We start from the raw sequence: 25,253 nt of genomic DNA, 5'->3' as shown, positions 1-25,253 counted from the left end.
ATGTAAACGATTTCACGGGGGGCAGGATGAAGAAGCAGCGCAGTTTCATCAGGTTTTCGCTGATGCTGATGGCAGCAGGGGTGCTGCTGACGGCGTGCAAGAAGACCGACGAGGAGCCGAAGGCGGTGGAGAAGAAGCCGGTCAAGGTCATCCTGGTGGAGGCCGAGTTGCCGCCGAAGCTGCTGAAGCCGGAACTGCCCCCGCTGTTCGAGGACATCGAACGCCGCACCTTCCAGTTCTTCTGGGACACCACCAACGAGCAGAACGGCATGGCGGTGGACCGCTATCCGTCGCGCCCGTTCGCCTCCATCGCCTCGATCGGCTTCGCCCTGACCGTGTATCCGATCGGTTATGAAAACGGCTGGATCAGCCGCGAGCAGGCGGTGCAGCGCACGCTGACCACGCTGCGCTTCCTGCGCGACGTGCCGGTCGGCCCGCAGCGCACCGGCCGCGCCGGCTACAAGGGTTTCTATTACCACTTCCTGGACATGCAGAAGGGGCTGCGCTACGACCAGTGGGTGGAATTGTCGACCATCGATACCGCGCTGCTGATGATGGGCGTGCTGTTCGCCCAGTCCTACTACGACGGCGACACCGCCGACGAGAAGGAGATCCGCCAGATCGCCGACACCCTGTACCGGCGGGTGGACTGGCCGTGGATGCAGCAGCGCAAGCCGCTGATCACGATGGGCTGGTATCCCGAGCGCGGCTTCATCCAGCACGACTGGATGGGCTACAACGAAGGCATGATGGTGTATCTGCTGGCGTTGGGTTCGCCCACCCATCCGATCGAGCCGGACGCGTGGCAGGAATGGACCCGCACCTACAACAAGGACTGGGGCGTGTACTACGGCCAGGAATACCTGGCGTTCGGTCCGCTGTTCGCGCACCAGTACAACCACGTCTGGATCGACTTCCGCGACATCCAGGACCAGTACATGCGCGAGCATGGCATCGACTACTTCCTCAACAGCCGCCGCGCCACGCTGGCGCAGCGCGAGTACGCCATCGACAATCCGATGAAGTGGAAGGAGTACGGCGAGAACGTGTGGGGCCTGACCGCCAGCGACGGTCCGCAGAACACCACCCAGGAGTACCGCGGCGAGCAGCGCCAGTTCTTCCACTACCGCACCCGCGGCGCCGGCCTGTTCGAGGCCTTCGACGACGGCACCATCGCGCCGACCGCGGCGGTGTCCTCGATCGTGTTCGCGCCGGAGGTGGTGATTCCGGCGACCCAGGAAATGCACAAGCGCTTCGGCGACTTCCTGTATTCGAGCTACGGCTTCCTGGATTCGTTCAACCCCAGCTTCAACTACGATATTCCGCTGAAGACCGGCCGCATGATTCCCAACCGCGGCTGGGTGGCCGGCGACTACATCGGCATCGACCAGGGCGCGATCGTCACCATGATCGCCAACTACCGCAATGAGTTCGTCTGGAACGTGATGAAGAAGAACAAGTACCTGCGCACCGGGCTGGAACGCGCCGGCTTCACCGGCGGCTGGCTGACCCCGGAGGGCGAGGCCCAACCGCTGCCCAAGAAGGACGAGCAGGCGGCCAATGCACGTGCGCTGGGCATCGCCGAGTCGCGTGCCGCCGCCGCCGAGGCGCAGTCCAACCCCGCCCAGCGCCAGCCGCAGCAGCCGGAATGAGCACCGCACGCATGATCGGTCGTTGGCTTTCGCTGGGTGTGCTGATGTTGGTTGTGTGCGGCTGCGCACGCGCGCCGCAGGGCGAGGTGGTGCGGTTCTGGGCGATGGGCCGCGAGGCCGAGGTGGTGGCCGAGCTGATCCCGCAGTTCGAGAAGGAAAATCCCGGCATCCACGTGGACATCCAGAACATCCCGTGGACCGCGGCGCACGAGAAGCTGCTCACCGCCTTCGCCGCCGACGGCCTGCCGGACGTGTGCCAGTTGGGCAACACCTGGATCCCGGAATTCGCCGAACTGGGCACGCTGCAGCCGCTGCAGCCCTACGTGGACCGCTCCAAGGTGGTCGATCCGAAGGACTACTTCCCCGGCATCTGGGACACCAGCGTCATCGATGGCCATCTCTACGGCATCCCCTGGTACGTGGACACGCGCCTGCTGTTCTACCGCAAGGACATGCTGCGCGACGCCGGGGTGACCAAGCTGCCGCAGACCTGGGCCGAATGGGAGCAGGCGATGGCGGCGGTGAAGAAGCACGTCGGGCCGAAGCGCTACGCCATCCTGATGCCGCTCAACGAGTTCGAGCAGCAGTTGTCGCTGGGCCTGCAGATGCCCGATCCGCTGCTGCGCGACCACGACAACTACGGCAACTTCAACAGCCCCGGCTTCCGCAAGGCGCTGGCGTTCTACGCCAACATGTTCGACCAGGGCTGGGCGCCGAAGATGTCGGAGACGCAGATCTCCAACGTCTGGGACGAGTTCTTCAACGGGTTCTACGCGTTCTACATCTCCGGCCCGTGGAATATCCGCGAGTTCCGCAAGGTGCAGCCGGCCGCGCTCAAGGACCAGTGGGGCACGATGCCGCTGCCCGGCCCGGACGGCCCCGGCGCCGGCATCGCTGGCGGCACCAGCCTGGTGATCTTCCGCAAGTCCGAGCACAAGGACGCGGCCTGGAAGCTGATCGAGTTCCTGTCGCGGCCGCAGATCCAGGCGCGCTTCCACGCGCTGATCGGCGACATGCCGCCGCGGCGCAGCACCTGGGCGTATCCGTCGCTGGCCGAGGATCCGCTGGCGCATGCGTTCCGCGATCAGCTGGAACGGGTCAAGCCGGCACCGAAGGTGCTGGAGTGGGAGCGCATCGTGCAGGAGATGCGGCTGGCCACCGAGCGCGTGGTGCGCGGCGGTGAGCCGCAGGAGAAGGCGATGCGGGAACTGGACAAGCGGGTCGACGAGATCCTGGAAAAACGCCGCTGGATCCACCAGCAGCACCGCGAAGGCACGGCGGCGCCGGCCGCGGGAGCGGCGCCATGAAGCGCGGTTCCCTGATCGGCTGGCTGTTCGCCGGCCCGGCGCTGATCGTGATCGGCGTGTTCTTCGGCCTGCCGGTGCTGTCGGCGCTGGCGCTGAGCGTCACCGACTTCGACCTGTATTCGCTGGCCGACCGCCACAACCTGCGCTTCGTCGGCTTCGGCAACTACATCGAGTTGCTGCAGACGCCGATGTTCTGGAAGTCGCTGTGGAACACCACGTACTTCGTGATCGTCGGCGTGCCGCTGTCGATCGGCGCCTCGCTGGGCGCGGCGCTGCTGCTGAACGCGCCGGTGGCGCGCTTCAAGGCGCTGTTCCGCACCGCGCTGTTCGCGCCGGTGGTGACCACGCTGGTGGCGGTGGCGGTGATCTGGCGCTACCTGTTCCACACCAGCTACGGCCTGGTCAACTACGGCCTGGCGCACCTGGGCATCGGCCCGATCGACTGGCTCGGCGACCCGCACTGGGCGATGCCGACCATCATGCTGTTCGCGGTGTGGAAGAACTTCGGCTACAACATGGTGATCTTCCTCGCCGGCCTGCAGGCGATCCCGCAGGACCTGTACGAGGCCGCGCGCATCGACGGCGCCTCCAAGTGGCGGCAGTTCCTGCACATCACCCTGCCGATGCTGGGACCGGTGCTGCTGGTGGTCGGGGTGATCACCGTGTCCGGCTACTTCCAGCTGTTCGCCGAGCCCTACGTGATGACCCGTGGCGATCCGCTGCAGAGCACGGTCAGCGTGCTGTATTACATGTTCGAGGAGGGCTTCAAGTGGTGGAACCTCGGCCGCGCCTCGGCGGTGGCGTTCCTGCTGTTCCTGATCATCCTGGGAGTGACGACGGTGATGCTGCGCTTCGGCCGCAAGAGGGACCTGGTATGAGCCGGGAGATCGGCGCCTCGCGCTGGAACACGCTGCTGGTCAACGGTGGGCTGCTGCTGCTCGCCGTGATCAGCCTGGCGCCGCTGTTGTGGATGGTGTCGGTGTCGTTCATGCCGGCGGGGCAGGCCAGCCGCTTCCCACCGCCGATGCTGCCCACCGGCGCCACCCTGGCCAACTACGGCGAGCTGTTCTCGCGCACCGGCATGGCCCGCAACTTCGCCAACAGCCTGCTGGTGTCGTGTGCGATCACCTTCGGCTCGCTGCTGATCAACACCATGGCCGGCTATGCCTTCGCCAAGCTGCGCTTCGTCGGCAAGGAACGGATCTTCCAGATCCTGCTGGCGGCGCTGGTGATTCCGGCGCAGGTGGCGATGCTGCCGCTGTTCCTGCTGATGAAGCAGTTGCATCTGGTCAACAACTTCGGCGGCGTGGTCGTGCCGGCGCTGGCGACGGTGTTCGGCATCTTCCTGGTGCGCCAGTACGCGCGTTCGATCCCGGACGAGCTGCTGGAGGCCGCGCGCATCGACGGTGCCGGCGAGCTGCGGATCTTCTTCCAGATCGTGCTGCCGATGCTCAAGCCGGTGCTGGTGACGCTGACCATCTTCACCTTCATGGCCGCGTGGAACGACTTCATGTGGCCGCTGATCGTGCTGACCGACCAGGAGCACTACACCTTGCCGGTGGCGCTGGCGGCACTGTCGCGCGAGCACATCATGGACGTGGAGATGATGATGGCCGGCGCGGTGGTCACGGTGGTCCCGGTGCTGGCGCTGTTCCTGGCGCTGCAGCGCTACTACATCCAGGGCCTGCTGCTGGGTAGTGTGAAGGGGTGAGGGAACGCGCTTGCGAGCCACTGGCTCGCGCGTTCGCGAACGCCTGGCCATGGATGGCCAGGCCGGACGATCTGGTGTGGGATGGTTGCGCCATGGACGGCAGCATCGATGCGGAACATCGAGCGCCACTGGCGCGCGTTGCGCCGAACGCCCGGCCATGGATGGCCGGGCCGGACGTTCCGGTGTCGGAGAGGCACGCCATGGATGGGTATCATCGAGCGTCGTAGGCGCAAACCGTACCGAACGCGTGGCCTTGGGCGCACGCCTGTAGGAGCGGCTTCAGCCGCGACAGTGGCACGGGATACTCCATCGGGGCCGAGGCCCCTCGACAGAAGCAGATACGACGAACGCAACGGGGAACACGATGAGGGACGGGATGGCGACGACGTGCGCACGCGCGATGCTGGCGATGCTGGGACTGGCGGCCGCCCAGGCCGTCGCCGCGCCGCCGACCTCCACGGTGACGCTGGACAGCTTCAACGATCTGGACAAGTGGCAGATCGTCGTCTCCAACCAGGTCACCGCCTCGACCCGGCTGGTGCAGGCGCCCAGCGGCGGCCGCGCCAAGGCGCTGTGCCTGGACTACGACTTCAACGGCGTGTCCGGCTACGCCGGGATCCGCCGCAGCGTGCCGATCGACTACCCGGACAACTACCAGTTCGCGTTCCAGCTGCGCGGCGATTCGCCGAGCAACGACCTGCAGTTCAAGCTGACCGACGCCAGCGGCGACAACGTGTGGTGGGTCAACCGTCCGCGCTACGACTTCCCCACGCAGTGGAACACGGTCACCTACAAGAAGCGGCAGATCGACAAGGCCTGGGGACCGAGCCCGGAAAAGGAACTGACCCGCAGCGCGCAGATCGAATTCACCATCTACAACCAGGTGGGCGGCGCCGGCACGGTGTGCTTCGACCAGCTGACCCTGACGCCATTGCCACCGCAGGACACCTCGCCGCTGACGGTCAAGGTCAGCGCCGATACCGCGCCGGCGCTGGAGCAGCGCATCGCCGACGGCAAGCCGGACACGGTCTGGTACAGCGGCAACGCCAAGAACCAGACGATCATGCTGGACCTGGGCAAGGTGCGCGAGTTCGGCGGCGCCAAGGTGCAGTGGGCACCGGGCGTGTACGCCTCGCGCTATACCGTGCAGGGCTCGGCCGACGGGCGTAGCTGGCGCGAATTGCGCACCGTGACCGCCGGCAACGGCGGCACCGACTGGCTGGCGCTGCCGGAGACCGAGGCGCGCTATGTGCGCTTCGATCTGCAGGATGGCCCCAGCTTCCGCTACGGCATCGCCGACATCGCGTTGCAGCCGCTGGCCTTCGCCGCGACCCAGAACGACTTCATCAAGTCGGTGGCGGCGCAGTCCACCCGCGGCTGGTTCCCGCGCGGTTTCAGCGGCGAGCAGCCGTACTGGACCATCATCGGCCTGGACGGCGGCCGCGAGCAGGGGCTGGTCGGCGAGGATGGCGCGATCGAGGTGGGCAAGGGCGGCTTCAGCATCGAGCCGTTCCTGCTGCTGGACGGCAAGCGCCTGAGCTGGGCCGACGTCAAGACCGCGCAGAGCCTGCAGGACGACTACCTGCCGATTCCCAGCGTGGACTGGAGCCACGACAACGCCGCGCTGCGCGTGACCGCGTTCGTGCAGGGCGAGCCGGAGCAGGCGCAACTGGTGGCGCGCTACCGGCTCAGCAATCCGAGCAAGCAGCCGCACGACTACACCCTGGCGCTGGCGGTGCGTCCGTTCCAGGTCAATCCGCCCAGCCAGTTCCTCAACACCGTCGGCGGGGTCAGCCCGATCCGCTCGCTGGCCTTCGCCGGGACGCAGGTGCAGGTCAACGGCCAGCCGCGGGTGTTTGCGGTGCAGAAGCCGGATGCCGCCTACGCCACCGCGTTCGATGCCGGCATCGATGTCGAACGGCTGAGCACCGACGCCAGCGGCCTGCCGCAGCAGGCGCAGGATCCGGACGGGCTGGCCTCCGGCGCCTTGCTGTACCGCGGGCGCCTGGCCCCGGGCGAGGTGCGCGAGGTGGCGCTGGTGATCCCGCAGACCGGCAACGCCGCGCTGCCGGCGGGCTTCGATGCGGCACGCGCGCAGCAGCAGGTCGCCGCGCAGTGGCACGAGAAGCTGGACCGCGTGCAGTTGCACGTGCCGGCGCAGGGCAAGGCGGTCACCGACACGCTGCGCACCGCGCTGGCGCACATGCTGATCTCGCGCATCGGCCCGCGCCTGCAGCCGGGCACGCGTTCGTATTCGCGCAGCTGGATCCGCGACGGCGCGATGATTTCCGAAGGCCTGCTGCGGCTGGGCCGCGCCGACGTAGTCCGCGAATACGTGGAATGGTACGCGCCGTACCAGTTCGCCAACGGCATGGTGCCGTGCTGCGTCGACGACCGCGGCAGCGACCCGGTGCCGGAGAACGACAGCCATGGCGAACTGATCTACAGCGTCGCCGATTACTACCGCTACAGCGGCGACCGCGCCTTCCTGGAGCAGATGTGGCCGCACGTGCTCGGCGCGTACACCTACATGGAGCAGCTGCGGCTGAGCGAGCGCACCGACGAGAACCGCGCGCGCAATGCGGCCTTCTACGGGATGATGCCGGTGTCGATCAGTCACGAGGGCTATTCGGCCAAGCCGATGCACTCGTACTGGGACAACTTCTGGGCGCTGCGCGGCTACAAGGACGCGGTGAGCATCGCCGCCGAACTCGGCCGCATCGACGATGCCGCGCGTTTCGCCGCCTCGCGCGACCAGTTCCGCCAGGACCTGTACGCCTCGCTGGACGCGGCCACCCAGCAGCACCACATCAATTTCCTGCCGGGCTCGGCGGAGCTGGGCGATTTCGATCCGACCTCGACCACCATCGCACTGGCGCCGGGCGGCGAGCAGGGCCGGTTGCCGCAGGTGCTGCTCGACAACACCTTCGAACGCTATTGGAGCGAATTCGTCGGCCGTCGCGACGGCACCCGCGAGTGGAAGGACTACACCCCCTACGAGTGGCGCAACGTGTCCGCGTTCGTGCGCCTGGGCTGGCGCGAGCGCGCCTGGGAGGCGACGCAGTTCTTCTTCAAGGACCGCACGCCGCAGGCGTGGAACCAGTGGGCCGAGGTGGTCTCGCGCACGCCGCGCAAGCCGTTCTTCCTCGGCGACCTGCCGCATGCCTGGGTCGCCTCGGACTTCGTGCGCTCGGTGCTGGACATGTTCGCCTACGCCCGCGACGTCGACGACAGCCTGGTGCTGGCCGCCGGTATCCCCGCCGACTGGCTCGACGGTAAGGGCGTGGCGATCGAACAGTTGCGCACCCCGCAGGGCCCGCTGAGCTACCAGCTGCGGCGGCAGAAGAACCGCCTGCTGCTGAACATCCCCGACGGCCTGCGCATGCCCAGCGGCGGCCTGGTGCTGCCGTGGCCATACCCGGGCGAACCGGGCCGCACCCTGGTCAACGGCGAAGCGGCGCAGTGGGAACACGGCGAACTGCGCATCCATGCATTGCCGGCGGATGTGCAGATCGAGGTGCGGTGAGGCCGGGAATCGGGAGTGGGGAATCGGGAATCGCAACAGCAAAAGAAAAGCGCCGGCATGCCGGCGCTTTTGCTTTCTGGAGTATGGAGTTGTGAGAGCCGAGGTTCTGGCTGTTAACGATTCCCTATTCCCCGCTCCCCATTCCCGGCTAGGCGCTACCGCGCCGCCGCCACGATCGCCGCCGCCTTCGCCGAGCTCTCGCGCACCTTGTCCCAGGCGCCGTCGGCCAGCCAGTCCTTGGGCACCATCCACGAGCCGCCGATGCAGACCACGTTGGGCTGGGCCAGGTACTCGGCGGCGGTGCTTTCGCCGATGCCGCCGGTGGGGCACAGCTTGAGCTCGGCCAGGGGGCCGGCCAGGCCCTTGAGCATCGCCAGGCCGCCGACGGCGGAGGCGGGGAACAGCTTGCACACGCGGAAGCCGCGCTCCATCAGCGCCAGCAGTTCGCTGGGGGTGGCCGCGCCCGGCACTACCGGCAGCGGCGCCTGCGCCAGCGCATCGGCCAGGGTCGGGGTGGTGCCCGGGGTGACGATGAAGTCGGCGCCGGCGTCGATCGACTGCTGCAGCTGGGAGGCGTTGAGCACGGTGCCGGCGCCGATCACGATGTCCGGCAGCTCGCGCTTGAGCATCGCCAGCGCCTCCATCGCCACCGGCGTGCGCAGGGTCAGTTCGATCGCCGGCAGGCCGCCTTCGAGCAGCGCGGCCGAGACGCGGCGCGCTTCTTCCAGGGTGTGGACGGTGACGACGGGCAGGATGCCGGCCGCGCGCAGCAGTTGCTCGGCCTTGGTCTGGTGTTCGGCGATGGTCATGGGCGTCTCGGTTGCGAAGGGAGCGAGGCCCCGGCCGCGCACGGCCAGGGCAGGGTGAGGCAGGCGGCGGCTCAGGCGTCCTTGGATTCGTGCGGCGCGGCGGCGGCCTCGGCATCGCGGCCCAGGTCGTACTCGGCGTCGTAGTTCCACAGGTCGCCGTCGGCGGCCGGCGGGCCGCAGGAGATCGACAGCGCGCCCTGGTCGGCGGGGCCGACCATGCGGCGGTTGAGTCCGAACAGATTGCGGCCCAGGTCGTGCGCGGCCGGCGCGGTGTTCGGCGCCAGCGGGCGCGCGGCCCACTCGGCGGCGTCCACCAGCACTTCCAGGGTGCCGGCCTCGCCGTCCAGGCGCACGATGTCGCCTTCGCGCACCCGCGCCAGCGGGCCGCCGCGTGCCGCTTCCGGGGTCACGTGGATGGCCGCGGGGAACTTGCCGGACGCACCGGACAGGCGCCCGTCGGTGACCAGCGCCACGCGCCGGCCCTGGTTCTGCAGCAGGCCCAGCAGCGGCGCCAGCGAATGCAGTTCCGGCATGCCGTTGGCCTGCGGGCCCTGGTAGCGCAGCACCACCACGAAGTCGTGCGGCAGCGCTCCGGCGGCGTGCAGCTTGTTCAGCGCCTGCGGCGCGTCGATCACCACGGCTGGGGCTTCGATGGTGCGGAACTGCGGCTTCACCGCCGACAGCTTGATCAGCGAACGGCCGAGGTTGCCGCGCAGCAGGCGCAGGCCGCCCTGCGCCTCGAACGGGTTGGACGCCGGGCGCACCACCGCCTCGTCGGCGCTCCTGGCCGGGGTCGGCACGTAGCTCAGCTTGCCGTCCTGCAGGCACGGCTCGTCGCCGTAGGCGCGCATGCCGCCGGGCACGATGGTGGCCAGGTCGTCGTGCATCAGCCCGGCGTCCATCAGCTCGCGGAACACGAAGCCGATGCCGCCGGCGGCGGCGAAGTGGTTCACGTCGGCCTCGCCGTTCGGATACACCCGCGCCAGCAGCGGCACCAGCTGCGACAGCGCGTCCAGGTCGTCCCAGGTCAGCACGATGCCGGCCGCGCGCGCCACCGCCAGCCAGTGGATGGTGTGGTTGGTGGAGCCGCCGGTGGCCATCAGCGCGACCACCGCGTTGACGATGGCACGCTCGTCGATCAAGCGGCCCAGCGGGCGGAAGTCGCTGCCCAGGGCGGTGATGCGCAGCGCGCGCTCGGTCGCCTGCTGGGTCAGCGCCTCGCGCAGCGGGGTGCCGGGGTTGACGAAGGAGGCGCCCGGCAACTGCACGCCCATCGCTTCCAGCAGCACCTGGTTGGAGTTGGCGGTGCCGTAGAAGGTGCAGGTGCCGGGAGCGTGGTAGGACGCCGACTCGGCGGCCAGCAGTTCCTCGCGGGTGGCCTGGCCGGCAGCGTAGCGCTCGCGCACCTCGGCCTTCTGCTTGTTGGGGATGCCCGGGGTCATCGGCCCGGCCGGCACGAACACCGCCGGCAGGTGGCCGAAGGCCAGCGCGCCGATCAGCAGGCCCGGCACGATCTTGTCGCACACGCCCAGATACAGGCTGGTGTCGAACATGTCGTGGCTGAGGCCGATCGCGGTGGCCTGGGCGATCACGTCGCGCGAGAACAGCGACAGTTCCATGCCCGGCCGGCCCTGGGTCACGCCGTCGCACATCGCCGGCACGCCGCCGGCCACCTGCGCGGTGGCGCCGAGCGCGCGCGCGGTGCTGCGGATGATCTCCGGGTAGTGCTCGAACGGCTGGTGCGCCGAGAGCATGTCGTTGTAGGCGGTGATGATGCCGAGGTTGGGGGTGATCCCGCCTTCCAGCCGGCTCTTGTCGGTGGGGCCGCAGGCGGCGAAGCCGTGGGCGAGGTTGCCGCAGCTCAGGCGGCTGCGGAACGGACCGTCGCGCAGCGCGGCGTCGATGCCGGCCAAGTAGGCGCGCCGCGACGGCGCACTGCGCTGGCGGATGCGTTCGGTGATCGCGTGGAGGGTCGGATGCAGGCTCATTGGCGGACGTGGCTATGAAGGGGGGGAATCGGGAAACGGGAATCGGGAATCGGAAGAGCGGGAATCGGCAAGGGGAATCGGAAGAGCGGAAAAGCGTCAGCGCGCAGCCGTTGCCAATCCCTAATCACCAATCCCCAATCCCCGCCTCACTCGCACCAATGCACGCGCAGGCGCGCACCGGGCGTATCGAAGGCGACGCGGATCGGATACTCGTGCGGGTCGGTGCCGGCCAGCGCGCGTTCCAGCACCTCCAGCTTCTGCTTGCCGCGCAACAGCAGCATGCGCTGGCCGATCGGCGCCAGGCCGGCCGGGGTCAGGGTGATGCGCAGCGGCCAGGTGTTGGCGCCGGGGCAGCCGGTGGCGTCGAGGGTGGCGTAGGGCAGCGGGTTGGCCAGGGCCTTGTTCAGGTCGGTGGCGCCGGGAAACAGCGAGGCGGTGTGGCCGTCGCCGCCCATGCCCAGCACCGCCATGCATGCGGCCGGGGCGTGCTGCGCGTGCAGGTTGGCGGCGTGCACGCAGTCCTGCAGCGGCTTGCCGACCCGCACCAGCGGTTCGAAGCGCGCGTCCTCGGCGCGGTCCAGCAGGCTGTGCCGGACCAGGTAGGCGTTGCTGTCGCTGTCCTGCGGCGACAGCCAGCGCTCGTCGACCAGGCCGACTTCCAGCTTCGACCAGTCCAGCGGCAACTCGGCCAGCGCCTGGTACACCGGCGCCGGGGTGGTGCCGCCGGACAGCAGCAGGCGCGCGCCGCCGCGGCGCTGGATCTCCTCGCGCAACGCGGTGCCGATCTCGGCCGCCGCCGCGTCGATCCATTCGTCCGGATCGTCGTAGCGGATCAGCGTGATGCGGTCGGACAGCGTGGGGCTCATGCGATGGCTCCTGGGGATTGCCGCGCGGCGTCCACCGCGTAGGCGGCGGCGCCGAGCAGGCCGGGACGGGGATGGATCACCGCCAGCGACGGCACCCGCGCCATGATCGACGAAAACCGGCCCTTGTGCTCGAAGCGCTGGCGGAACCCCGAATGCTGGATCGCGTCGAGCATCTTCGGCACCAGCCCGCCGGTCAGGAACACGCCGTCCCAGGCGCCCTGCATCAGCACCAGGTCGCCGGCGATGGCGCCGAACACGGCGCAGAACACGTCCACCGTGCGCATCGCCCGGTAGTCGCCCTGCGCGGCACGCGCGGTGATGTCTTCTGGCTGCAGCGGGCCCGGGTCGTCGCCGGCGATCTCGCTGAGCGCGCGGTGGATGTTGACCAGGCCGGGGCCGCAGATCAGGCGCTCGTTGGAGACACGGCCGAACTGCTGCGACAGCAGTTCCAGGATGCGAATCTCCTCCGGCGTGCCCGGCGGGAAGCTGACATGGCCGCCCTCGGTCTCCAGCGGAAAGCAGCGCCCGCCGCGCATCAGCAGGCCGCCCACGCCCAGGCCGGTGCCGGGGCCGATTACCCCGTAGTTGCGCGGCACCTCGATCGCTGATGGCGTCCAGCTGGCGCCGCCGACCTGGACCACGTCCTGCGGCCGCAGCAGGCTGATCGCCATCGCCTGCGCGGCGAAATCGTTGATCAGGTGCAGTTCGTCGAAGCCGAGCATGGCGCGGGTGCGCGCCCGCGAGATCACCCACGGATGGTTGGTGATGCGCGCCTCGTCGCCGTCGACGCGGCCGGCGACCGCGAAGGTACCGCTGCGCGCGTCCACCCCGGTCTGTTCCAGGTAATGGCGGGCGGCGTCGCCCAGCGACGGGAATTCCACCACCGCGTAGGTCTGGGTGCTGTCGTCGAGCAGCGGCACCGAGGCGTCGAGATCGGCGAGGGCGAAACGGGCATTGGTGCCGCCGATGTCGGCGACCAGCACCGGGCGCTGCGGCGCGCTCATTGCGCGACCTTCGGCGCGGCGCCGGACTGGTCGCAGGAGACGTAGGCCTGCGCTTCCTGCGGCCCCCAGCTGCCGGCCGGGTAGGGCAGCAGCGGCAGGTGCGCCTGCGCCCAGGCGGCGCTGACGCTGTCGATCCAGGCCCAGGCGGCGCGGACTTCGTCGTCGCGCACGAACAGCGCATGGTTGCCGTTGAGCGCGTCGAGCATCAGCCGCTCGTAGGCGATGCGCCGGTGCAGGCCGGTGGGCACCGACAGTTCCAGTTCCAGCGGCTGCAGTTCCAGCGCGCCCCATTCCGGGCCGGCCAGGCTGCTCATCAGCCCCAGTTCGATGTTCTCCTGCGGCTGCAACTGGAAGGTCAGCCGGTTCGGCGCCACCTGCTGCGCGGCCGGGCGCTCGAACAGCCAGTGGGTGACCGGCTTGAGCGTGACCACCACGCGGGTGGAGCGTTCGGCCAGGCGCTTGCCGGTGCACAGCCGGAACGGCACCCCGGCCCAGCGCCAGTTGTCGATGTAGGCGGTGACCGCGGCGAAGGTCTCCACGTCGCTGCCTTCCGGCGGCTGGTAGGCCTGCGCCGGCTGGCCGTTGATGGTGCCGGCGGTGTAGCGCCCGCGCACGCTGTCGCGGGCGGCATGCTCTGCGCTCAGCGGACGCAGCGCGCGCAGCACCTTGACCTTCTCGTCGCGGATACGGTCGGCTTCCAGCGACGCCGGCGGCTCCATCGCCACCAGGCACAGCAACTGCAGGATATGGCTCTGCACCATGTCACGCAGCGCGCCGGAACGCGCGTAGTAGGCGTCGCGGCCGTCCACGCCTTCGCTCTCGGCGACCAGGATGTCCACCGACTCGATGTAGTTGCGGTTCCACACCGCTTCCAGCAGGGTGTTGCCGAAGCGCAGCGCGATCAGGTTCTGCACCGCAGCCTTGCCCAGGTAGTGGTCCAGGCGGAACACGCGGTCCTCGTCGATCAGCGCGCCGATCGCCTGCACGATCTCGCGGGCGCTGTCCGAATCGTGGCCGATCGGCTTCTCCAGCATCAGCCGGTGCGGCGCGGCCAGGGCGCCGCCCAGGGCCAGGCCCTGGCAGGTGCTGATGTACAGCCCCGGCGGGATCGCCAGGTAGCTCACGCAGCGGCGCGCGGTCAGGTCGCGCACCGCGGCGGCCACCGATTCGGCATCGCGCAGGTCCACCGAACGGTAGTCGATGCGCGCCAGCAGCGCCTGCACGATCGATTCGCCGATCTGCGGCATCGCCGCCTGCAGGCGTGGCTTGAGGATCTCGTGGAACTTGGCGGTGTCGTGCGGCGACAGCGCCAGCGCGCGGATGCGGAAGTCCTCCGGCAGGAAGCCGTCGTCGAGCATGCGCAGCAGCGAGGGGAACAGGTAGCGCTGGGCCAGATCGCCGGTGGCGCCGAACAACAGGAAGGTATCGTGCATCGACCGGGTTTCGGTTTCGGGTGACATGGTGTCGATCACCTGGGGGCTAGGAGTGACGTGGCGTGGGAAAGCGAACGGCGGCAACGGCCTGTATCCGGCCGGTTCGGGCGAGGGCGTGACGCGGGAGGGCCGCCAGGCGGGAACGCACGATCCAGGAGATGAATACGACTGCCAGACCTCTGAGCATACCTCTCCAATGCCTCATGCTGCAGGTCGGTCGTCATCCGGCAGGATGACGGCGGCGCGCCGGATCGGCGGCTGGCGGATCGCATTGCATGCCCTCCCAGGCTCGATGTTGCCCCGTGAAAACGGTTACATGGCAGAATACCGCATCGCGATCCATTGTTGCCTGCGCGCGGGCATGATGCGACCCGAATTCGTATGCACTGCCCTCGGGAGGGACCGGCGGCAGCCCGTTCCTCACTGCCGGAAACCGGATACATGGCGAAAGTACAACTGGACAACATCCGCAAGGTCTACGACAACGGCCAGGTCGCCGTGCACGGGGCCAGCTTCGAAGTGGCCGACGGCGAACTGATGGTGCTGGTCGGGCCCTCGGGCTGCGGCAAGTCCACGCTGCTGCGGATGATCGCCGGCCTGGAAGAGATCAGCGGCGGCGAGCTGCGCATCGGCGAGCGCGTGGTCAACGAGGTGGCGCCGAAGGACCGCGACATCGCCATGGTGTTCCAGAGCTATGCGCTGTATCCGCACATGACCGTGGCCGAGAACCTGGCGTTCGGGCTCAAGCTGCGCGGCGAGAGCAAGGAGGTCATCCGCCAGCGCGTGGCCGCCGCCGCCGACACCCTGGGCCTGACCCCGATGCTGGACAAGCTGCCGCGCGCCATGTCCGGCGGCCAGCGCCAGCGCGTGGCGCTGGGCCGCGCGCTGGTGCGCGAGCCGGCGGTGTTCCTGCTCGACGAGCCGCTGTCCAACCTGGACGCCAAGCTGCGCCATTCGGTGCGCACCGAGATCGCGCAACTGCACCGCAAGCTCGGCACCACCATGATCTACGTCACCCACGACCAGGTCGAGGCGATGACCCTGGGCCAGCGCATCGTCGTGCTCAAGGACGGGCTGATCCAGCAGATCGACACGCCGATGGCGCTGTACGACCGCCCGGCCAACCTGTTCGTGGCCGGCTTCCTCGGCAGCCCGGCGATGAACGTGCTGCGCGGGCGGCTGGTGGAGGAGGGCGGCCTGCAGCTGCAGTTGCAGGATGGCGGGCGGGTGCCGCTGCCGGGTGCGCAGGTCGCGCCGCAGTGGTTGGGCCGGGAACTGGCGATCGGCGTGCGGCCGGAGCACCTGCAGCCCAGCGACGACGCCCAGGGCGGCTTCGAGGCCACCATCGAGGTGATCGAGCCGGTCGGCAACGAGATCTTCGTCAATCTCAGCCACGGCGCGCAGCCGCTGGTGATGCGGGTGGCGCCGCGCGCGCTGCCGGGGTTGGGCGAGCGCCTGCGGGTGGCGGTGCGCGGCGACGCGCTGCACTTCTTCGATGCCGAGAGTGGGGGGCGCCTGGAGGCGCGGGAGTCGGGAATCGGGAGTCGGGAATAGCAAAGGCAACAGCGCGAAGCGCCGGCGCGCTCAGCGCGCCAGGCCCTCGACCAGCGGCTGCCACCGTGCGGGGTGGCCGTCGACGTCCAGTCCCGTCGGCGGCGCCTCCTCCAGCGGCAGCACCGCCAATGCCATGGTGCCGGCGACGCTGACCACGCTGCCGAACGGCTGGCCGTCGCGCAGCACCGGTGCGTCGATGGCGACGGCCGCATCCACTTCCAGCAACTGCACGGCGCGCTTGGCCTTGCCCAGGAAATGGGTGCGGGCGACGATTTCCTGGCCGGGGTAGCAGCCCTTCTTGACGCTGAAGGCGTGCAGCCGGTCCAGGCCCAACTGCTGCGGCGTCCATTGTTCGCGCTGGCTCGGCGCAAGCCGGGCCAGGCCCAGGTGCAGGTCGGCCGCGCGCCAGGCCTCCGCCAGTGCCGGGTCGGCGGCCGGCGCATCCGCGACCGGTGCCGGCACCAGGCGCAGGGTGCGCGGCAGGCCGTCGCCGCCCATGTCCAGTTCGATCACGCCGGCCTCATCGCGCGCCGACGCCGCGCCGCGGGCCTGCTGGGGTAGGCTCAAACGACCGAAGGCATGCAGCGTGTCCTCGACCGTGACGCGCAGCTTGCGCCGGAACACGAAGCGGCCCAGCGCCGTTGCCAGTTCCTCGGCGCCGCCGTCGGCCAGCAGCATCAGCAAGGCATCGTCGGCTTGGCGCAACAGCGCGAACACCGCGATCACCCGGCCCTTGGCGGTGAGCCAGGCGTTCCATTGCCATTGCCCGGGCGCCAGCGCCTGCACGTCGTTGGCGAATTGCGCATGGGCGAAGGCCGCTGCATCCGGACCGCGCAATGCGACGTATTGCAGGTGTGGCAAGGCGGAAAAACCGCCGGATTCCAGATTCAGGTTGTCAGGCACGAGAGGGGAGGACTAAAATTGACGAGTTGTGAGACCCGCATGATAGGCCAACCAACCCCCACACCCGAGTCCGATCCCGAAACGCAGCGGCCCGCAGAGGACACCCCTCCGCAGACCGAGCCTGCGCCGCGGGAGATCGGCGGGCGCGGCGGCCTCGAGCCGACGCGCTACGGCGACTGGGAGAAAAACGGACGCTGCATCGATTTTTGAGCAGCTTTGAGCCAACGCGGCCTTAAGCACGCCGCCCAGCCGAGACAACGAGCCCAGCGAATGGCTACGCGCGAACGTCCCCTTTCCCCGCATCTGCAGGTCTATCGCTGGCAGATCCAGATGGTCACGTCCATCCTGCACCGTGCCACCGGCATTGTGCTGTCGGTCGGTGCCCTGATCATCGCCGCCGCGCTGCTGGTGCTGATGCTCGGCCCGGCGTCCTGGAACTGCTTCCGCGGCATGGCCGGCGCCTGGTACGGCCAGGTATTCCTGTTCGCCTGGAGCTGGGCCTTTGCCTACCACCTGTGCAACGGCCTGCGCCATATCGTGCAGGACTTCGGCCATGGCTACAGCATTCCCGCGTTCGTGCGCAGCAGCTGGATGTCGGTGGTCGGCAGCCTGGTGATCGTGGCGCTGATCTGGGCCTACGTCCTCCACGGAGCCGCCGCATGAGCCGCTATCGCACCCCCCTGAAGAACGTCCGCGGCCTGGGCGCGGCCAAGTCCGGCACCGAGCATTTCGTGCTGCAGCGGCTGACCGCCACCGCGCTGGTCGGCCTGACCGTGTGGTTCCTGGTGTTCGTGCTGAGCCTGCTCGGCGCCGACTACGTCACCGCCACCGAAGCGGTGGCCAAGCCGTGGAACGCGGTGCTGCTGGTCGGCTTCCTGATCGCGATGTTCTGGCACGCGCAGATCGGCCTGCAGGTCATCCTCGAAGATTACGTACACAACTCGCTGCTGGCCCTGGCGCTGCAGACCACGGTGAAGTTCGTCGCCGTGCTCGGCGCGATCGTCGGTGTATTCGCGGTCGCCCGCATCGCGCTGGGCAGCGCCTGATCGGCGCCCGGAACAGGAACTCAGATTCGATGTCCGCTTACAAGATCACCGAACACAAGTACGACATGGTCGTGGTCGGCGCCGGCGGCGCCGGCCTGCGCGCCACCTTCGGCCTGGCCCAGAAGGGCCTGCAGACCGTCTGCCTGACCAAGGTCTTCCCGACCCGTTCGCACACCGTGGCCGCGCAGGGCGGCATCTCCGCCGCGCTCGGCAACATGGGCGAGGACGACTGGCGCTACCACTTCTACGACACCATCAAGGGCTCGGACTGGCTGGGCGACCAGGACGCCATCGAGTACATGTGCCGCGAGGCGATCCCGGCGATCATCGAGCTGGAGCACTACGGCGTGCCGTTCAGCCGCACCGAGGACGGCAAGATCTACCAGCGTCCGTTCGGCGGCATGACCACCAAGTACGGCGAAGGCCCGTCCGCGCAGCGCACCTGCGCCGCCGCCGACCGCACCGGCCACGCCATGCTCCACACGCTGTACCAGCAGTCGCTGGCGCACAATGCGCGCTTCATGATCGAGTACTTCGCGCTCGACCTGATCTTCGACGAGGAAGGCGCCTGCCGCGGCGTGCTCGCCCTGGACATGGCCGAAGGCTCGCTGCACCTGTTCCGCGCCCACGGCGTGGTGCTGGCCACCGGCGGCTACGGCCGCGCCTACTTCAGCGCCACCTCGGCGCACACCTGCACCGGCGACGGCGGCGGCCTGGTGATGCGCGCCGGCCTGCCGATGCAGGACATGGAGTTCGTGCAGTTCCACCCGACCGGCATCTACGGCGCCGGCTGCCTGATCACCGAGGGCGTGCGCGGCGAAGGCGGCATCCTGCGCAACAGCAGCGGCGAGCGCTTCATGGAGCGCTACGCGCCGCACTACAAGGACCTGGCCTCGCGCGACGTGGTGTCGCGTTCGATGACCATCGAGATCCGCGAAGGCCGCGGCGTCGGCGAGCACAAGGACCACATCCTGCTCGACCTGACCCACCTCGGCCCGGGCGTGATCGACGACAAGCTGCCCGGCATCGCCGAGAGCGCGCGCATCTTCGCCGGCGTCGACGTGCACAAGCAGCCGATCCCGGTGATCCCGACCGTGCACTACAACATGGGCGGCATCCCCACCAACTACCACGGCGAAGTGGTGCGCAAGGACGGCGACAACCCCGATGCGGTGGTGCCGGGCCTGTACGCCATCGGCGAGGCCGCCTGCGTGTCGGTGCACGGCGCCAACCGCCTGGGCTCCAACTCGCTGCTCGACCTGGTGGTGTTCGGTCGCGCGGTGGCCAACCGCTGCGCCGAGACGATCAAGACCGGCGCCCCGCACAAGAGCCTGCCGGGCGACGCCTGCGACAAGGCGCTGGGCCTGCTGGACAAGCTGCGCAACGCCAACGGCGGCACCCCGACCTCGGTGATCCGCGACAAGATGCAGCGCACCATGCAGTCCGACGCGGCGGTGTTCCGCACCAGCAAGACGCTGAAGGAAGGCGTGGACAAGATGGCCGACATCTTCGCCAGCTTCGAGGACGTCAAGGTGTCCGACCGCTCGCTGGTGTGGAATTCCGACCTGATCGAGACCTACGAGCTGAACAACCTGCTGCTCAACGCGGTGGCGACGATCAACTCGGCCGAACAGCGCAAGGAAAGCCGCGGCGCGCACGCCCACGAGGATTTCCCCGACCGCGACGACGTCAACTGGCAGAAGCACACGCTGGTCACCGTCGACGACAAGGGCCAGTGCAGCTTCGACTACCGCCCGGTGCACATGTACACGCTCAGCAAGGACGTGGACGTGGTGCCGCCGAAGCCGCGCGTTTACTGACCACAGCCGGGAAACGGGAGTAGGGAATCGGGAATCGAGAACAGCGCATGCGCTCTTCGCTCCCGCTTCCCATTCCCCATTCCCCAATCCCCATTCCCGGATTTTAAAGCCATGGCAGAGTTCACCCTCCCCAAGAATTCCAAGATCGGCAAGGGCAAGCACTTTCCCGCCAAGGGCGCGAAGAACGTGCGGACCTTCAAGGTCTACCGGTGGAATCCGGACGACGACAGCAACCCGCGGACCGACACCTATGAGGTGGATCTGGACGCGTGCGGCCCGATGGTTCTGGACGCGCTGATCAAGATCAAGAACGAGATCGACCCGACCCTGACCTTCCGCCGCTCGTGCCGCGAGGGCATCTGCGGCTCGTGCGCGATGAACATCGACGGCACCAATACGCTGGCCTGCACCAAGGCGATCAGCGACTGCGGCAAGAAGGAAGTGCCGATCTACCCGCTGCCGCACATGAGCGTGGTCAAGGATCTGGTGCCGGACCTGACCCACTTCTACGCGCAGTACGCCTCGATCAAGCCGTGGATCCGCACGCAGACCCCGCCGCCGCCGGACCGCGAGCGGCTGCAGTCGCCGGAGGACCGCAAGAAGCTCGACGGCCTGTACGAGTGCATCCTGTGCGCGTGCTGCTCGACCAGCTGCCCAAGCTACTGGTGGAACGGCGAGCGCTACCTGGGCCCGGCGATCCTGCTGCAGGCCTACCGCTGGATCATCGACTCGCGCGACGAGGACACCGGTGCGCGCCTGGACGATCTGGAAGATCCGTTCAAGCTGTACCGCTGCCACACCATCATGAACTGCGCGCGGACCTGCCCGAAGGGCCTGAACCCGGCGCTGGCGATCGCCGAGATCAAGAAGCTGATGATGGCGCGCCGCGCCTGATCGCAGCGGCGCACGTTCCAAGCGGCGGGCCTTCCCGCCGACCGCGCGGCACCGGCTTTCGGGTTCGGTGCCGCGTTCGTTTTCGGCGGCTGCCGTGCGGAGCCGCCCCCAGGCAAGGGCGCATGCGATGGACGAGAGCACCGAACTGAAGAAGCTGCGCTGGCGCTGCCGGCGCGGCATGCGCGAACTGGACCAACTGTTCGGCCGCTATCTGGACCGGCGCTGGGGGGAGGCTTCCGAGGCCGAGCGCGGGGTTTTCCTATACCTGCTCGACTGCGAGGACGATAAGTTGTGGCGCTGGTTCATGGGCTACGAGGCCTGTCCCGATGCACGCGCCGCCGATCTCATCGCTTCCATCCGCGCCATGCCGGCTTGACTGGCGCCCCTCGTGCTGGCTGCTGGCCGCGCTGACCCTGCTCGGCGTGCTGGCGCCGCTGTCGCTGCTCGGCTCCGACCTGCCGCCACGTCTGGCCTGGCCGGCGGCCGTGCTGGCGCTGCTGTACGCGGCGTGGCTGCTGCGCCGCGAGGCCGGGCGCGCGCCGCGCACGTTGGTGCTTCCTGTCGGCGCCGGTGCGCCCCGCGTCGACGGCGTGGCGGTGAGCGACCTGCAGGTCGCCTGGCGTGGACCGCTGGCGTTCGTGTGCTGGCGCGATGCGCAGGGGTGTACGCAGCGCCTGGCGTGGTGGCCGGACACGCTGCCGCCGGCGGCACGACGTGAACTGCGTCTGGCCGCTGCCGCCCATGCCGCTTCGTCTGCGCCGCCGCAAATGGCACCATAGCGCTCCCTGGATGGTGGCTGCGCATGTTCAAACCCTTACCCGTGGCCATCGGCCTGCGCTATCTGCGCGCCAAGCGCCGCAACAATTTCATCTCCTTCATCTCCATGGCCTCGATCCTCGGCATCGCCCTGGGCGTGACCGTGCTGATCACCACCCTGGCGGTGATGAGCGGCTTCCAGAAGGAGATCCGCGACCGCCTGCTGCAGATGGCCGCGCACGCCACGGTCAGCGCGCAGGGCGCGCCGATGGAGGACTGGCAGCACGCGGTGGACGTGGCCATGCGCGACAAGCGCGTCGCCGGCGCCGCGCCCTACGTCGAGGAAGAGGCGCTGCTGACCGGCCAGCGCAACCAGCCGGCGATCGTCCGCGGCATCCTGCCCAAGGAAGAGGCCAAGGTCTCGGTGCTGGCGCAGAAGATGAAGCAGGGCTCGGTCGACAGCCTGACCCCGGGTTCGTACAACATCCTGCTCGGCCAGGAGCTGGCGCTGTGGCTGGGCGTGGGCGTCGGCGACAAGGTGGTGGTGATGCTCGGCGAGCCGCAGGCCAGCCCGATGGGCATGGTGCCGCGCTACAAGCGCTTCACCGTCAGCGGCATCTTCGAGGCCGGCTACAACGAGATCGACCGCGGCCTGGCGGTGACCAGCATGCCCGACCTGCAGCGGGTGCTGCGCATGGGCGACGGCGTCACCGGCGTGCGCCTGAAGCTGTACGACATGGACCAGGCCTGGAACGTGGCGCGCGACCTGGCGCTGAACCTGCACGGCCCGTACATGGTCAGCGACTGGACCCGCGAGAACGCCAACCTCTACCAGTCGCTGAAGATGGAAAAGACGGTGATGGGCATCCTGCTGTCGCTGATCATCGCGATGGGTGCGTTCAACCTGGTGTCCTCGCAGGTGATGCTGGTGACCGACAAGCAGGCCGATATCGCCATCCTGCGCACGCTGGGGCTGAGCCCGGGCGGGGTGATGCAGGTGTTCATGGTGCAGGGCACGCTGATCGGCGTGATCGGCACCGTCGCCGGCGTGATCGGCGGCATCGTGCTGACGCTCAACCTGGAGCGGATTCTGGCCGGCATCGAGGCGGTGTTCAACATCAAGCTGCTGCCGGAGGACGTCTACTACATCACCGGCCTGCCCACCGACATGCAGCCGCACGACGTCATGGTGATCACCATCGTGGCCTTGCTCATGAGCTTCCTGGCCACGCTGTACCCGGCCTGGCGCGCGGCACGCACGCAGCCGGCGGAGGCGTTGCGCTATGAATGAGAGCCGGGAATCGGGAATGGGGAATCGGGAATCGGGAATGCAGAAGCCACAAGCGGGCGCAGCGATCCGCGCCGAAGGCCTGGCCAAGACCTACGCCGAAGGCAAGATGCGCACGCCGGTGTTCGACGGGCTGGAGCTGAGCGTGGCCGCCGGCGAGACCGTGGCCATCGTCGGCGCGTCCGGTGCCGGCAAGAGCACCCTGCTGCACCTGCTCGGCGGCCTCGACGTGCCGACCTCCGGCGAGGTCTACGTGGCCGGGCAGCGCATGTCGGCGCTGACCGACGCGGCGCGCGGGCAGTTGCGCAACCGCTCGCTGGGCTTCGTCTACCAGTTCCATCACCTGCTGCCCGAGTTCACCGCGCTGGAGAACGTGATGATGCCGGTGCTGCTCGGCGGCGCGCCCATGCCCGATGCCGATGCGCGCGCGCGGGCGCTGCTGGAATCGGTGGGCCTGGGCCATCGCCTGGAACACAAGCCGGGCGAGCTGTCCGGCGGCGAGCGCCAGCGCGCCGCGGTGGCGCGTGCGCTGGTCAATCGCCCGGCCTGCGTGCTCGGCGACGAGCCGACCGGCAACCTCGACGACAAGACCGCGGCCAACGTGTTCGCGCTGATGCTCGAACTCAACCGCGCGCAGCGCACCAGCCTGGTCCTGGTCACCCACGACCGCAGCCTGGCGCGCAAGCTGGATCGCGTGCTGGAACTGCACCAGGGCAAGCTGCGCGAATTGGCGCCTGCGGACGTTTGAGCGAGCGCGGTGGCGGCGGCATGTGTCGCCGCCTTGCACGTTGTCGGGAATGGTCGCGGCCTGAGCTCGCAAGCCGCTGAAGTCTGTTGCATGCGGGGCCGGGCGTGACAGCCTGGCGTGCTGTGCAGCGCCCGCGGTCACGACAACAGCGGTGTCCTGCGACTCGATGCAATGCTGAAGTCCCTCCCACAGTGCACATCGCCGCTTCGCCGAGCGGTGGAGCGAGGTCAGGCGCGACGAACGAGGCAGCGAGCCGCAGTGGCTTCACTGCATCTGCCGACACCGGCGATCCTCGGACAGGCGAAAGCACTTCTAGCGCAAGCGCCCCGTAGGAGCGGCTTCAGCCGCGACGGAGCATCACCGGTAGAGCCCGTCGCGGCTGCAAGCCGCTCCTGCACGTGCACCCCATGTAGGAGCGGCTTCAGCCGCGACGAACGAAGCCGGGCACGTCACCGGCCTTGGTTGCTGTCGGTGCCGAAAGACGTCGTACAGCATGCCCAGCAAACACGCCGCCGCGGCAGTGCAGTGCATGTCCCTACAGCGGCGACCGTCCTGGAGCGCACCGCATGCCCGGTAGGCGGCAACCTTCCGGATTGCCGCTTTCCCACTGCATCGACGACTCTTCACCCAACCGCGTGCCTCAGGGAATCACGCGCTGCGCGCGCAGCCGCGTGAACAGCTCCAGGAACGAGGCGCGGCTGTCGTAGTAGCCGAGGAAGCCGAGGTCGCGGCTCTTGGTCATGTCGTTGACGCACTCGATCTCGCGACCGAGGTCGGCATCGGTGTGCCACCACGAGGCGAGTTGGTTGACGTCCGCCTGCACCAGCCCATGCTGCTCGGCGATCTCGCGCCACAACGCTGGTGCGGTGTCCTGCAGGCGCGCTTGCAGCGGCATCGGCGCCTGCGGATAAGGGGCAGGGTCCAGGCCGAAGAACGCGGCGATCTCGCCCCACATCCAGCGCCAGCGGAACACGTCGCCGTTGACCGTGTTGAAGGCCTGGTTGCGTGCGCCCGGATTGGTCGCCGCCCAAGCCAACTGGCGGCCGAGCAGGCCGGCGTCGGTGAGGTCGGTGAGGCTGTCCCACTGCGCGCGCGAGCCGGGAAACACGAACGGCTGCCCGGTGTGCTTGCACAGCGTCGCATACACCGCCAGGGTCACGCCCATGTTCATCGCATTGCTGCCGTTGGCCTGGCCGATCATGGTGTGCGAGCGGTGCACGCTCCAGCCGAAGCCATGGCGCGCGGCGGCGTCGAACAGCAGGTCTTCCAGCGTGTAGTAGAAATTCTCGCCCGGCTGCCGCGGTTCGCTCTCGCGGAACGGCGTCTCCGCCTTGCCGCTGCCGTAGTGCTCGAACGAGCCCAGGTAGTGCTTGGTGCCGGTGACCAGCGCCATGTGCTGCAGCGGTGCGCTGTCCAGGCCTTCGCACAGGTGCCGCAACATCGCGCCGTTCGCGGCGACGTTCTCCTTCTCGGTGTCGCGCCGGGTCCAGGTGCAGAAGAACACGTGGGTGATCGGCAGCCCGCGCAGCGCGGCCACGGTGGCCTCGCGGTCGAGCAGATCGGCCGCCACCGGGATCACGCCTTCCTGCGGCACCGGGCGGCGCGCCAGCCCATAGACGGTCCAGCCGTCGGCGACCAGGACGTTGGCGAGGTTGTAGCCGGAGATGCCAGTGACTCCGACGATCAAAGCGATGCCCTTGCGCATGCGCGAACTCCTTACGACGTGGGGTATCGCACCATAGGCGCGGGGCGATGAAGCTGCGGCGAACTGCGCCGGCACTGTGACGCGGCGCGCGCTTGGCTTAGGCAAATTCTGACGCGGTGTCCCGGCGTAGCCCGATGGCCCGCGTCGAATCGCGATGCGATGCTGGCACGGCGATCGCGATGGCATTGCACGTTGTGGATGCCCGCGCGGACTCGCGTCGTTGCGTCCGATCCGCCGATGCCA

22 protein-coding genes are annotated in these 25,253 nt (G+C 68.7%); 15 read left to right on the top strand and 7 right to left on the bottom strand.

Features of this window, described 5'->3' with window-relative positions; all coding sequences use genetic code 11:
- Positions 1 to 26: 26 nt before the first annotated feature.
- The 5 genes from J7357_RS12675 (at position 27) to J7357_RS12655 (ending at position 8,196) form a co-directional block, all read left to right on the top strand.
- Positions 27 to 1,652 carry a glucoamylase family protein gene (locus J7357_RS12675; protein ID WP_209246870.1) on the top strand — a complete coding sequence of 542 codons (1,626 nt, stop codon included), beginning with the start codon at positions 27 to 29 and terminating at the stop codon, positions 1,650 to 1,652.
- 44 nt (positions 1,653 to 1,696) lie between these two features.
- Entirely contained in the window at positions 1,697 to 2,959 is a 1,263-nt protein-coding gene (locus J7357_RS12670) for a sugar ABC transporter substrate-binding protein (protein ID WP_234006651.1), read from the top strand.
- A complete protein-coding gene (locus J7357_RS12665; protein WP_010342668.1) occupies positions 2,956 to 3,837 on the top strand; it encodes a sugar ABC transporter permease in 882 nt (293 codons plus the stop codon). Before J7357_RS12670 ends, J7357_RS12665 begins: the two co-directional genes overlap by 4 nt.
- Positions 3,834 to 4,670: a carbohydrate ABC transporter permease gene (locus J7357_RS12660; protein ID WP_017909683.1), complete on the top strand. Its 837-nt coding sequence runs from the start codon at positions 3,834 to 3,836 to the stop codon at positions 4,668 to 4,670. Before J7357_RS12665 ends, J7357_RS12660 begins: the two co-directional genes overlap by 4 nt.
- Before the next feature lie 409 nt (positions 4,671 to 5,079).
- On the top strand, positions 5,080 to 8,196 hold the full coding sequence (locus tag J7357_RS12655; protein ID WP_209247022.1) for a discoidin domain-containing protein: 3,117 nt from the start codon (positions 5,080 to 5,082) through the stop codon (positions 8,194 to 8,196).
- 155 nt (positions 8,197 to 8,351) lie between these two features.
- Here J7357_RS12655 and J7357_RS12650 read toward each other — a convergent pair whose 3' ends face one another.
- The 5 genes from J7357_RS12650 to zwf form a co-directional block, all read right to left on the bottom strand.
- Positions 8,352 to 9,005: a bifunctional 4-hydroxy-2-oxoglutarate aldolase/2-dehydro-3-deoxy-phosphogluconate aldolase gene (locus J7357_RS12650; protein WP_209246868.1), complete on the bottom strand. Its 654-nt coding sequence runs from the start codon at positions 9,003 to 9,005 to the stop codon at positions 8,352 to 8,354.
- A 71-nt stretch (positions 9,006 to 9,076) separates the two neighbouring features.
- Positions 9,077 to 10,993, bottom strand: a complete 1,917-nt coding sequence (gene edd, locus J7357_RS12645; RefSeq protein ID WP_209246866.1) for a phosphogluconate dehydratase — start codon at positions 10,991 to 10,993, stop codon at positions 9,077 to 9,079.
- Between the two features lie 146 nt (positions 10,994 to 11,139).
- Positions 11,140 to 11,859 (bottom strand): 6-phosphogluconolactonase, encoded by a 720-nt coding sequence (pgl, locus tag J7357_RS12640; RefSeq protein WP_209246864.1) that lies wholly within the window; start codon positions 11,857 to 11,859, stop codon positions 11,140 to 11,142.
- Positions 11,856 to 12,863 (bottom strand): glucokinase, encoded by a 1,008-nt coding sequence (glk, locus tag J7357_RS12635; protein WP_209246862.1) that lies wholly within the window; start codon positions 12,861 to 12,863, stop codon positions 11,856 to 11,858. Before glk ends, pgl begins: the two co-directional genes overlap by 4 nt.
- Positions 12,860 to 14,323, bottom strand: a complete 1,464-nt coding sequence (gene zwf, locus J7357_RS12630) for a glucose-6-phosphate dehydrogenase (RefSeq protein ID WP_039727862.1) — start codon at positions 14,321 to 14,323, stop codon at positions 12,860 to 12,862. Before zwf ends, glk begins: the two co-directional genes overlap by 4 nt.
- Positions 14,324 to 14,737: 414 nt before the next feature.
- On the opposite strand from zwf, the gene ugpC reads away from it, so the two are divergent.
- On the top strand, positions 14,738 to 15,850 hold the full coding sequence (ugpC, locus tag J7357_RS12625; protein WP_209246860.1) for a sn-glycerol-3-phosphate ABC transporter ATP-binding protein UgpC: 1,113 nt from the start codon (positions 14,738 to 14,740) through the stop codon (positions 15,848 to 15,850).
- A 30-nt stretch (positions 15,851 to 15,880) separates the two neighbouring features.
- On the opposite strand, the gene J7357_RS12620 is transcribed toward ugpC, so the two are convergent.
- On the bottom strand, positions 15,881 to 16,753 hold the full coding sequence (locus J7357_RS12620) for a folate-binding protein YgfZ (RefSeq protein WP_209246858.1): 873 nt from the start codon (positions 16,751 to 16,753) through the stop codon (positions 15,881 to 15,883).
- Between J7357_RS12620 and J7357_RS21535 the strand changes: the two genes are divergently transcribed.
- The 9 genes from J7357_RS21535 (at position 16,655) to lolD (ending at position 23,305) form a co-directional block, all read left to right on the top strand.
- Entirely contained in the window at positions 16,655 to 16,963 is a 309-nt protein-coding gene (locus tag J7357_RS21535; RefSeq protein ID WP_309252725.1) for a DUF1674 domain-containing protein, read from the top strand. The genes J7357_RS12620 and J7357_RS21535 overlap by 99 nt on opposite strands.
- Positions 16,964 to 17,023: 60 nt before the next feature.
- Positions 17,024 to 17,416 (top strand): succinate dehydrogenase, cytochrome b556 subunit, encoded by a 393-nt coding sequence (gene sdhC, locus J7357_RS12610; RefSeq protein ID WP_026144277.1) that lies wholly within the window; start codon positions 17,024 to 17,026, stop codon positions 17,414 to 17,416.
- Entirely contained in the window at positions 17,413 to 17,799 is a 387-nt protein-coding gene (sdhD, locus tag J7357_RS12605) for a succinate dehydrogenase, hydrophobic membrane anchor protein (RefSeq protein WP_017908440.1), read from the top strand. The genes sdhC and sdhD overlap by 4 nt, the downstream gene beginning before the upstream one ends.
- 29 nt (positions 17,800 to 17,828) lie before the next feature.
- On the top strand, positions 17,829 to 19,619 hold the full coding sequence (gene sdhA, locus J7357_RS12600; protein WP_209246856.1) for a succinate dehydrogenase flavoprotein subunit: 1,791 nt from the start codon (positions 17,829 to 17,831) through the stop codon (positions 19,617 to 19,619).
- A 111-nt stretch (positions 19,620 to 19,730) separates the two neighbouring features.
- A complete protein-coding gene (locus J7357_RS12595; protein ID WP_017908442.1) occupies positions 19,731 to 20,513 on the top strand; it encodes a succinate dehydrogenase iron-sulfur subunit in 783 nt (260 codons plus the stop codon).
- Positions 20,514 to 20,640: 127 nt separating this feature from the next.
- Entirely contained in the window at positions 20,641 to 20,889 is a 249-nt protein-coding gene (locus tag J7357_RS12590; RefSeq protein ID WP_010342652.1) for a succinate dehydrogenase assembly factor 2, read from the top strand.
- Entirely contained in the window at positions 20,840 to 21,292 is a 453-nt protein-coding gene (locus J7357_RS12585) for a hypothetical protein (RefSeq protein WP_209246854.1), read from the top strand. The genes J7357_RS12590 and J7357_RS12585 overlap by 50 nt, the downstream gene beginning before the upstream one ends.
- 23 nt (positions 21,293 to 21,315) lie before the next feature.
- Positions 21,316 to 22,560, top strand: a complete 1,245-nt coding sequence (locus tag J7357_RS12580; RefSeq protein WP_010342649.1) for a lipoprotein-releasing ABC transporter permease subunit — start codon at positions 21,316 to 21,318, stop codon at positions 22,558 to 22,560.
- Positions 22,561 to 22,576: 16 nt separating this feature from the next.
- Positions 22,577 to 23,305 (top strand): lipoprotein-releasing ABC transporter ATP-binding protein LolD, encoded by a 729-nt coding sequence (lolD, locus tag J7357_RS12575; RefSeq protein WP_175300596.1) that lies wholly within the window; start codon positions 22,577 to 22,579, stop codon positions 23,303 to 23,305.
- Positions 23,306 to 23,945: 640 nt separating this feature from the next.
- On the opposite strand, the gene J7357_RS12570 is transcribed toward lolD, so the two are convergent.
- Positions 23,946 to 25,010, bottom strand: a complete 1,065-nt coding sequence (locus J7357_RS12570) for an SDR family oxidoreductase (RefSeq protein ID WP_209246852.1) — start codon at positions 25,008 to 25,010, stop codon at positions 23,946 to 23,948.
- Positions 25,011 to 25,253: the final 243 nt, after the last annotated feature.

Origin of the sequence: Xanthomonas sp. D-109 (assembly GCF_017746095.1) — a bacterium.
GTDB lineage: Bacteria > Pseudomonadota > Gammaproteobacteria > Xanthomonadales > Xanthomonadaceae > Xanthomonas_A > Xanthomonas_A sacchari.
The sequence above is the reverse complement of the archived record's forward strand: the minus strand, read 5'-3'. Positions and strand labels throughout refer to the sequence as shown.

What these genes read in the sequence shown, in the direction of transcription:
- J7357_RS12580 (WP_010342649.1), top strand. Translation starts at nt 21,316, where the DNA reads ATGTTCAAACCCTTACCCGTGGCCATCGGCCTGCGCTATCTGCGCGCC.
- edd (WP_209246866.1), bottom strand. Translation starts at nt 10,993, where the DNA reads ATGAGCCTGCATCCGACCCTCCACGCGATCACCGAACGCATCCGCCAG.
- zwf (WP_039727862.1), bottom strand. Translation starts at nt 14,323, where the DNA reads ATGTCACCCGAAACCGAAACCCGGTCGATGCACGATACCTTCCTGTTG.
- ugpC (WP_209246860.1), top strand. Translation starts at nt 14,738, where the DNA reads ATGGCGAAAGTACAACTGGACAACATCCGCAAGGTCTACGACAACGGC.
- sdhA (WP_209246856.1), top strand. Translation starts at nt 17,829, where the DNA reads ATGTCCGCTTACAAGATCACCGAACACAAGTACGACATGGTCGTGGTC.
- J7357_RS12670 (WP_234006651.1), top strand. Translation starts at nt 1,697, where the DNA reads ATGTTGGTTGTGTGCGGCTGCGCACGCGCGCCGCAGGGCGAGGTGGTG.
- J7357_RS12665 (WP_010342668.1), top strand. Translation starts at nt 2,956, where the DNA reads ATGAAGCGCGGTTCCCTGATCGGCTGGCTGTTCGCCGGCCCGGCGCTG.
- J7357_RS21535 (WP_309252725.1), top strand. Translation starts at nt 16,655, where the DNA reads ATGGGCGAAGGCCGCTGCATCCGGACCGCGCAATGCGACGTATTGCAG.
- lolD (WP_175300596.1), top strand. Translation starts at nt 22,577, where the DNA reads ATGGGGAATCGGGAATCGGGAATGCAGAAGCCACAAGCGGGCGCAGCG.
- J7357_RS12660 (WP_017909683.1), top strand. Translation starts at nt 3,834, where the DNA reads ATGAGCCGGGAGATCGGCGCCTCGCGCTGGAACACGCTGCTGGTCAAC.
- J7357_RS12655 (WP_209247022.1), top strand. Translation starts at nt 5,080, where the DNA reads ATGCTGGGACTGGCGGCCGCCCAGGCCGTCGCCGCGCCGCCGACCTCC.
- J7357_RS12590 (WP_010342652.1), top strand. Translation starts at nt 20,641, where the DNA reads ATGGACGAGAGCACCGAACTGAAGAAGCTGCGCTGGCGCTGCCGGCGC.
- J7357_RS12595 (WP_017908442.1), top strand. Translation starts at nt 19,731, where the DNA reads ATGGCAGAGTTCACCCTCCCCAAGAATTCCAAGATCGGCAAGGGCAAG.
- J7357_RS12585 (WP_209246854.1), top strand. Translation starts at nt 20,840, where the DNA reads ATGCACGCGCCGCCGATCTCATCGCTTCCATCCGCGCCATGCCGGCTT.
- sdhC (WP_026144277.1), top strand. Translation starts at nt 17,024, where the DNA reads ATGGCTACGCGCGAACGTCCCCTTTCCCCGCATCTGCAGGTCTATCGC.
- J7357_RS12570 (WP_209246852.1), bottom strand. Translation starts at nt 25,010, where the DNA reads ATGCGCAAGGGCATCGCTTTGATCGTCGGAGTCACTGGCATCTCCGGC.
- sdhD (WP_017908440.1), top strand. Translation starts at nt 17,413, where the DNA reads ATGAGCCGCTATCGCACCCCCCTGAAGAACGTCCGCGGCCTGGGCGCG.
- J7357_RS12675 (WP_209246870.1), top strand. Translation starts at nt 27, where the DNA reads ATGAAGAAGCAGCGCAGTTTCATCAGGTTTTCGCTGATGCTGATGGCA.
- J7357_RS12650 (WP_209246868.1), bottom strand. Translation starts at nt 9,005, where the DNA reads ATGACCATCGCCGAACACCAGACCAAGGCCGAGCAACTGCTGCGCGCG.
- pgl (WP_209246864.1), bottom strand. Translation starts at nt 11,859, where the DNA reads ATGAGCCCCACGCTGTCCGACCGCATCACGCTGATCCGCTACGACGAT.
- glk (WP_209246862.1), bottom strand. Translation starts at nt 12,863, where the DNA reads ATGAGCGCGCCGCAGCGCCCGGTGCTGGTCGCCGACATCGGCGGCACC.